Origin of the sequence: Lentilactobacillus dabitei, assembly GCF_019061365.1 — a bacterium.
Classification (GTDB): Bacteria; Bacillota; Bacilli; order Lactobacillales; family Lactobacillaceae; genus Lentilactobacillus; species Lentilactobacillus dabitei.
Map to the genome: position 1 here is coordinate 1 of NZ_JAHPPD010000111.1, position 7,606 is coordinate 7,606.

Here is a 7,606-nt window from a genome sequence, read left to right on the forward strand (position 1 = left end):
ATAGTCTATAATTGAATCACTTGGAGTTAATTTATAGAAAGGAGACCAAAATTGAAACAGATTATCTTAGCGGATCACGATCCTCAATGGCACCATTTTGCTAAATTAATTGGGGCCGTTTCCTGGCCAGCCGGTAAATATTTAGCAAATGAGATGATCGCCCATCACTTCCTGGATTGGGAGCGCGTGATTGTATTAACTGATGGTGATCAACTCGTCGGCTTTTGTGCAATTGTCAAAGAAGACATTGTTAAAGCCAGCGGGTATTCGCCGTTCATCGGCTATGTTTTTGTGAGTGAGGCCTATTGGGGTCGTCATTTGAGCGAGCAGCTGGTCACCATTGCCGAGAGTCAGCTAACTCAGGTTGGTTTCCGCAAAGCATACATCGTTACCAAGCACATTGGACTGTATGAAAAGTTTGGTTATCAACAAATTGGCACCTCAGTCGATCAAATGGGGCGAAAAATGCGACTATTAGAGAAAGAACTGAAGTAGAATTTCATAATTGAGGAGAGAATTTTAAATGAAAGAAGAAACAACGCCAGTGTCCCACCGAGTTCTTCTTGGTGCCTTACTCATATTTCTGGTTGGGGCAAATATGCGGACGGCGATTACAGTTGTCCCGCCAATTTTAGCAAATATTCAAAATTAATTTAGTTTACCGGAATGGTTTCTGGGGAGTTTGACGACGATCCCCCTGATTTGTTTTGGGCTATTGTCACCAACCGTTACCTTTTTTATCCGGCGATTTGGAATCTTAATGGTCACGATGGCGGACTTGTTGTTACTCGCGATTGGAAACTTTGTCCGAGTGTATTCTTTTACGGGATTACTGATTGGAACGATTTGTATCGGTTGTGGAATTGCCATGTTAAACGTTCTGGCGCCGACGCTGGTTTCTTATTTGTTTCCGATGCGAATTGGGACCTACACTGGGATGTACGTCTTTGCGATGTCGTTATCGAGCGCGATTTCGGCCGGGTTTAGTTCCGTTATCAGCCAATGGATTTCGTGGCAAGTCATGATGCAGTTTATTTCAATTATTCCAGTCATTGCCATTATCGTGGCTATTTTATTGAGTATTAGTCAGTCAAAAATGACAACTAATAAGAAGAAATCGTATCATCAGGGGCAAACGCAAACTTCACCATGGAAGCGACCGCTAGCCTGGGCACTTGGTGGCTTCATGGGATTACAGTCATTGTTGTTTTATTCAATTTTGACCTGGCTGCCACCGATTTTGATGGCTTCAGGAATTAAGCAGAATACTGCCGGTTATCTGCTGGGACTACTCCAAATAACTGCTTTGCCATTTTCATTTATTATTCCGAGAATCATCAGTGAGGCCAAGCGGCAGTCAACCATGGTTTTGACGATTGCCGTCATCTTCTTTGCAGGACTGGGGAGCTTATTGCTGGCGACCCTGAGTTTCTGGTTTGCGGTCGCGGCCTGCATCTTGCTGGGGCTTTCGACGAACATGGCTTTCAGTGAAGCAATGACCTTATTTAACCTGAAGACTCGTGACCCGAATGAAACGGCTGCCGTTTCTGGCATGGGGCAGTCTTTTGGTTATCTGTTAGCGGCTGCTGGGCCAATGATTTGTGGGTACGTTCATAGTTTGACGTCAAGCTGGACGGTTGTCTTGATTTTCCTGATCGTGGTTGTCGTGATGATGACATCAGTTGGCTTGCTGGTCGATCATGAGCGCTATGTATTTAGTGATTAAGCAGCAAAAATAATGATAGGAGTGTGGTCGGAATGAATCAAAGAATCAGTCGTTTTCAGAAAACAATGGCCCAACTTGGGTTGGATGCATTTATCGTTACAAATCCATTTAGTTTGGAATACCTAACCGGCTTTCAAGGATTACCTGGAGATGGCTGCTTAGTGGCGACCCCGAATTCTTTGACCCTGATTACCGATGCTCGTTATCAAGTTGAATTGGAAAGTTCACTTTCAAAGGACATTAATCTTGAAATCACCCGTGATTACTATGAAGTCGCCCATAAAGTGTTAACTGGTCCGAAATTTCAACGAGTTGGGTTTGAGACCTCCGTTAGTTTCCAGCTCTATCAGACGCTCAGTAAGCTCTTCGGCGATGCCTTAATTGCCGAAAATGGCGTGGTTGAAAAGCTTCGTGAGGTAAAAGACGCCGATGAAGTGGCTACTTTGCGCAAGTCAACTGCCCTGGCAAGCGAAGGCTTTAACGAGTTAATCAAACATGTCCAAATCGGCCAAACTGAACGACAGGTGTCGAATTGGTTAAATAATTGGATGTTGGAACACGGTGCTGAGAAGCCCAGTTTTGATACGATTGTCGCCAGTGGGTATCGGTCGGCATTACCCCATGGATCAGCTTCGACTAAACAGTTGGAAAAGGGTGATATGGTTACCGTTGATTTTGGCTTTTATGTTGATCGTTACACATCAGATTGTACCCGGACGTTTGCTTTGGGGGACCCAGGTGATGAACTGAAAAAGATCCACCGGATTGTCTATAACGCCCAAGAATTGATGTTTGATGTCATTAAGCCAGGTGCCAACGGTCAAGAAGTCGACGCTGCCGGGCGAGATTACATCGCCAAGCAAGGCTATGGGAAATACTACGAACATGGTAGTGGCCACGGAATTGGCTTGGACATTCATGAAGGACCCAATTTTGGTCCCCGTTGGAAATCAAACATTTCTGAAGTTAACAATGTGATGACCGTTGAACCTGGAATTTATTTGCCGAAAGTGGGCGGCGTTCGAATTGAAGATGACCTGCTAATAACTGCCCAAGGAAACGAAAGATTGACAACCGCACCTAGAAAATTGATTATCTTATAAAATATTCATTGTCATTAAAGCCCATAGACATCACGTTTATGGGCTTTAATAAATAATAAGAGTAAACTAATTTGATTAGAAAGGTTGACATTTTATGAGAGGATTACTATACTTCTAATCAATCATTAAATCTTGGTAAGGAGGTAGCGGTCATGAAAATTATTAATGCAGATATGAACATCGTCATGGCAGCACCTCTTAGCCAAGATTTAGCCTTATTATTAAAGATGAAGGACCCGACATTGATTGCGAGCTAGTTTATCACTAGCAAGTCATCAGTAAGTTGAGCCCTTATTTTCATTTTTAATGATGAGGGCTTGATCAATCAAGATTTTTAACCTCATTCATTAAACGAATGAGGTTTTTTTATATCTTTCGGGAGGGGTAAATATAAGAAATAGTGCTTATCTTGATTTAACGCATCAAAGTTAGGGATTAGAAATTAGATACATAAATAGTGAAAGTGGGTAGATTTTATGAAGAAAACGATGATTAAGAAAGTTGTCAGCATGGCCGCGATTGTAATGACTGCAGGAATTTTTGCCGGATGTAGTACCGCCAAAACGACAACTAAAGGGAACCAAACAACTGGTAACACAATCAAAATTGGCGTTAACATGGAACTTTCCGGTGCCGCTGCCGGCTATGGTAATTCACAGAAGCAAGGGATCCAACTTGCGGCTGCTGAAATTAACAAAGATGGCGGAATTAATGTAAATGGTAAGAAGAAAAAGATTAAGTTGATTATTCGCGATAACAAGACCTCAACTAACACATCGGCGTCCGTTGCAGCTCAACTTGTTAATAATGATAAGGTTGCGGCAATCGTTGGCCCGGCAACAACCAATGCCGGGACTGCCGAGATTCCAAACATCACAAAGGCAGCTGTTCCAAGTGTGAGTCCTTCAGCGACTGACCCAGCTTATACGCTTCAAAAGAGTGGCAAGGTTCAACCCTACGTATTTAGAGCATGTTACCAAAACAACTTCCAAGGAAGCACTGCTGCTAAATTCATGACCAATACATTGAAAGCAAAGCGGGTTGCCGTCTACGCTGATAACTCAAGTGATTATGGAACTGGTTTGGCAAAAGCCTTCAAGAAAGCTTACACCGGCAAAGTGGTTGATAGCCAATTCTTCACTGCTGGCGACAAAGATTTCAACGCTGTTTTGACCTCATTTAAATCAAAGAAGATTGATGCAATTTATGCTCCTGGTTACTATAACGAACTTGGCTTGATTATTAAGCAAGCCCGTCAAGCTGGTATTAATGTTCCAATCGTTGGTAGTGATGGCATGGCCGATCCTAAGTTGGCCCAAATTGCTGGTGATCAGAACGCAAGCAAGATCTACTACACGACCCCATTCTCTGATGATGTTGCTAAGGATAACCCAACAGCTGTCAAATTCATGAACAAGTACAAGGCCCGTTATCACCAAGATGCGCCAACATTCTCAGCCCTTGCATATGATTCGGTTTACATGATTAAAACAGCCATTGAAAACGAAAAATCTGCAGACTCTGTCAAAATTGCAAAGGGTCTCGCAAACATCAAAGATTTCGACGGTGTCACAGGCAAAATTACCATGAACAAGAACCATGACCCAGAGAAACCAATTGCAATCGAACAGTTGACCAAGGGTAAGGTAAGCAATTCGTTTGATATTAAGTAGTATGCGGAACCAAGCGGTTAAAAACTGGAGCATAAGTCTCCTTTTCCAGAAATCCTGATTTTTGGATTTCTGGAAAAGGTGCTTATGTGCAAGTTTTTGCTTGGTGTAGCATCATTCGGCTACGTAGCCAGGTGCTTAAGCTTCTGCTTTGTGGAGCATCATTCAGCTACGTAGCCAATAACTTTACCTCGAGAGGAGGAACACATTTTGGAAACATTTTTTCAGCAAATTATTAATGGGCTTTCACTTGGAAGTATCTACGCGTTGCTTGCTCTCGGGTACACAATGGTTTACGGGATCATCAAACTGATCAACTTTGCGCATGGTGATATTTACATGTTGGGTGCTTTTTGGGGATATTACGTCATTAATGTCTGGCACTTCAACTTTATCAGTGCATTATTGTCGGCGATGCTCGTTGGGGCGGCTAGTGGGGTTATCATTGAATACTTCGCTTACCGGCCATTGCGGCGTTCTCCGCGGATCACTGCACTGATCACCGCAATCGGGGTATCATTTCTGCTTGAAAATGGGATGTCTTACCTATTCAGTTCAAACACCCGCGATTTCCCGCAGATTATCAAGCAGGTCAACTATCATATTGGCGGTGTTTTGATTTCAAATATTCAGATTCTTATTTTGGTTACTGCATGTGTGTTGATGGTTCTGCTTCAATTGATCATTAAGAAAACCAAAATGGGCCGAGCAATGCGAGCAGTTTCTGTTGACCCTGATGCGGCCGAATTGGTTGGGATTAACATTAACTGGACGATTTCGTTTACCTTTGCCCTTGGTTCAGCTCTTGCTGGAGCAGCTGGTGTTCTGATTGGATTGTATTATAACTCAATTGATCCATTGATGGGGATGACCCCTGGGATCAAGGCGTTCGTCGCCGCAGTCCTTGGTGGCATTGGTTCGGTTCCTGGCGCTTCCGTTGGTGGCTTTATCATTGGAATTTTGGAAACCTTTGTCCAGTCGATTGGGCTGTCCGCATACAAAGATGCCGTTGTGTATTTCGTCTTGATTGTGATTCTATTGATCTTGCCAGCTGGAATTTTCGGCAAGAATACCAAAGAAAAAGTGTAGGTGATCTAATTTGAAAGCAAATGTTAAATACAATCTAGTTTGGCTGATAATGATGGTTGCCGGCTTTTACTTAATGAATACTTTGATTTTGGTTGGGGTGATCGATTCATTTATCGAAAATATGTTGGTGACCATTGGTATTAATATTATTTTAGCGACCGGCCTCAACTTAATTATTGGGTTCGCGGGTCAGTTCTCACTTGGCCATGCCGGTTTCATGGCAATTGGGGCGTATGCGACTGCAATCGTCACACAAACCGCCAGCACGCCAGGTGGCTTCTATGCATCAATCTTTATCGGCATCGTGATTTCGATTATCGCCGCCTTGATCGTTGGGGTGCCAACGTTGCGACTTCGAGGTGATTACCTTGCGATTGCCACAATGGGGGCTTCAGAAATTATCCGAATTCTCATTAATAATATGAAAATCACTGGTGGGGCAGCTGGGATGTTTAATATTCCGCAATTTGCTGACTGGCCAACGGTATACATTATGGTTTGCGTTACGACGATCATTATCGTCAACTTCATTCATAGTCGGGCTGGACGCGCAGTTAAATCAGTTCGCGAAGATGAGATTGCAGCTGAGGCTATGGGAATTAATGTCACTAAGTGGAAACTAGCCGCATTTGTTCTTGGCGCTTCAACAGCAGCCGTTGCCGGTTCGCTTCATGCATCGTACCTGCAAACCATTGCACCGAACGATTTTGGCATTATGGAGTCGATTTCGATTTTGATCATTGTGGTTCTTGGTGGGGTCGGTAGTATCACCGGCACGTTTGTTGCGGCAGTTGTTTTGGGCGTACTGGATACCGTGTTGCAAAACTTCGGGGCCCTGCGGATGGTCATCTACGCGGCTGCTTTGATCCTGATTATGATTTTCAAACCATCTGGGCTGCTAGGGACCTGGGAATTGTCCATCAAAAAGATTTTCAGCCGATCAAAACGAAAGGAGCGGGTTGAATCATGAGTAAGCTATTACAAGTTGAGAACCTGGTGAAAAACTTCGGTGGTTTGACTGCCGTTTCCAACGTTTCCCTGCATTTGGATAACAATGAACTGGTTGCCCTGATTGGCCCGAATGGGGCTGGGAAAACCACTTTGTTCAATCTGCTGACTGGTGTAATTCCAGCGTCATCTGGTTCAATTGTTTTGAGCGGTGAAAATGGGACTTACCCGCTCAATGGTAAACGGGCGTATAAAATTGCCGATATGGGGCTTTCGCGGACATTTCAAAATATTCGATTGTTTAAAAATCTGAGTGTGCTGGATAATGTGTTAATTGCCATGACCAGCAAATTCAAAGAAGGCTTTATCCCAACCATCTTCCGGTTCCCTAGTTACTACAAAACTGAGGCGCGGCTGGTGGCAGAAGCTAAGAAATTATTGGCAATCTTTGAATTGACTGATGATGTTGATGTGTTGGCAAAAAACTTGCCATACGGCACCCAGCGCCGACTAGAAATTGTTCGGGCGCTGGCAACCAAACCGCAAATCCTTTTCTTGGATGAACCAGCTGCCGGGATGAATCCTGAAGAGACTGCCAACCTCACTCAATTGATCTTAAAAGTGCAACATAGTTTCCACATTACCATTTTGTTGATTGAACATGATATGTCGCTGGTCATGAACCTTGCCCAATGCATTTATGTATTGGATCATGGTTCCTTGCTAGCTCAAGGAACCCCAGATGAAATCCAGGCGAACCCAGCAGTGATTAAAGCTTATCTAGGTGAGGAGGCGTAATGACACAATGTTACTACAAGTGAATGATTTAGTTGTCAATTATGGCGTGATCAATGCCGTCAAGGGCGTCAGCTTTGAGATTAACGAAGGTGAGATTGTGTCATTAATTGGCGCTAATGGTGCAGGTAAATCGACCATTTTAAAGACGATTTCCGGCCTCCTGAAGCCCAAAAGAGGCAAGATTATTTATGACTTGAATTTACACTTTAAGTGCAACACTAATTAAATAAAGAATGGCCCATGGCCAAATTTCTGTAAAATGATGTTTGCGA

General features: G+C 43.5%; 6 protein-coding genes and 2 pseudogenes. All 8 read left to right on the forward strand.

Annotation, left to right across the window (positions count from 1 at the left end; translation table 11 throughout):
• Nucleotides 1-51 precede the first annotated feature (51 nt).
• Nucleotides 52-495, forward strand: a complete 444-nt coding sequence (locus KTE19_RS12285; RefSeq protein WP_217342398.1) for a GNAT family N-acetyltransferase — start codon at nt 52-54, stop codon at nt 493-495.
• A gap of 28 nt (nt 496-523) precedes the next feature.
• Nucleotides 524-1,726, forward strand: a pseudogene (locus KTE19_RS12290) (MFS transporter).
• 32 nt (nt 1,727-1,758) lie between these two features.
• Nucleotides 1,759-2,829, forward strand: coding sequence for a M24 family metallopeptidase (locus tag KTE19_RS12295; protein ID WP_217165406.1), 1,071 nt, complete (start codon nt 1,759-1,761; stop codon nt 2,827-2,829).
• A 476-nt stretch (nt 2,830-3,305) separates the two neighbouring features.
• On the forward strand, nt 3,306-4,502 hold the full coding sequence (locus KTE19_RS12300; protein WP_217164471.1) for an ABC transporter substrate-binding protein: 1,197 nt from the start codon (nt 3,306-3,308) through the stop codon (nt 4,500-4,502).
• Nucleotides 4,503-4,709: 207 nt separating this feature from the next.
• Nucleotides 4,710-5,588: a branched-chain amino acid ABC transporter permease gene (locus KTE19_RS12305; protein WP_217164468.1), complete on the forward strand. Its 879-nt coding sequence runs from the start codon at nt 4,710-4,712 to the stop codon at nt 5,586-5,588.
• A gap of 49 nt (nt 5,589-5,637) precedes the next feature.
• Nucleotides 5,638-6,558, forward strand: a complete 921-nt coding sequence (locus tag KTE19_RS12310) for a branched-chain amino acid ABC transporter permease (protein WP_430673533.1) — start codon at nt 5,638-5,640, stop codon at nt 6,556-6,558.
• On the forward strand, nt 6,555-7,334 hold the full coding sequence (locus KTE19_RS12315; protein ID WP_217164463.1) for an ABC transporter ATP-binding protein: 780 nt from the start codon (nt 6,555-6,557) through the stop codon (nt 7,332-7,334). Before KTE19_RS12310 ends, KTE19_RS12315 begins: the two co-directional genes overlap by 4 nt.
• A gap of 7 nt (nt 7,335-7,341) precedes the next feature.
• Nucleotides 7,342-7,527, forward strand: a pseudogene (locus tag KTE19_RS12320) (ATP-binding cassette domain-containing protein); the annotation flags it as partial.
• Between the last annotated feature and the right edge of the window lie 79 nt (nt 7,528-7,606).

Bases quoted from the DNA above. Each gene is read 5' to 3' on its own strand.
- KTE19_RS12295 (WP_217165406.1), top strand. From the start codon at position 1,759: ATGAATCAAAGAATCAGTCGTTTTCAGAAAACAATGGCCCAACTTGGG.
- KTE19_RS12300 (WP_217164471.1), top strand. From the start codon at position 3,306: ATGAAGAAAACGATGATTAAGAAAGTTGTCAGCATGGCCGCGATTGTA.
- KTE19_RS12310 (WP_430673533.1), top strand. From the start codon at position 5,638: ATGATGGTTGCCGGCTTTTACTTAATGAATACTTTGATTTTGGTTGGG.
- KTE19_RS12315 (WP_217164463.1), top strand. From the start codon at position 6,555: ATGAGTAAGCTATTACAAGTTGAGAACCTGGTGAAAAACTTCGGTGGT.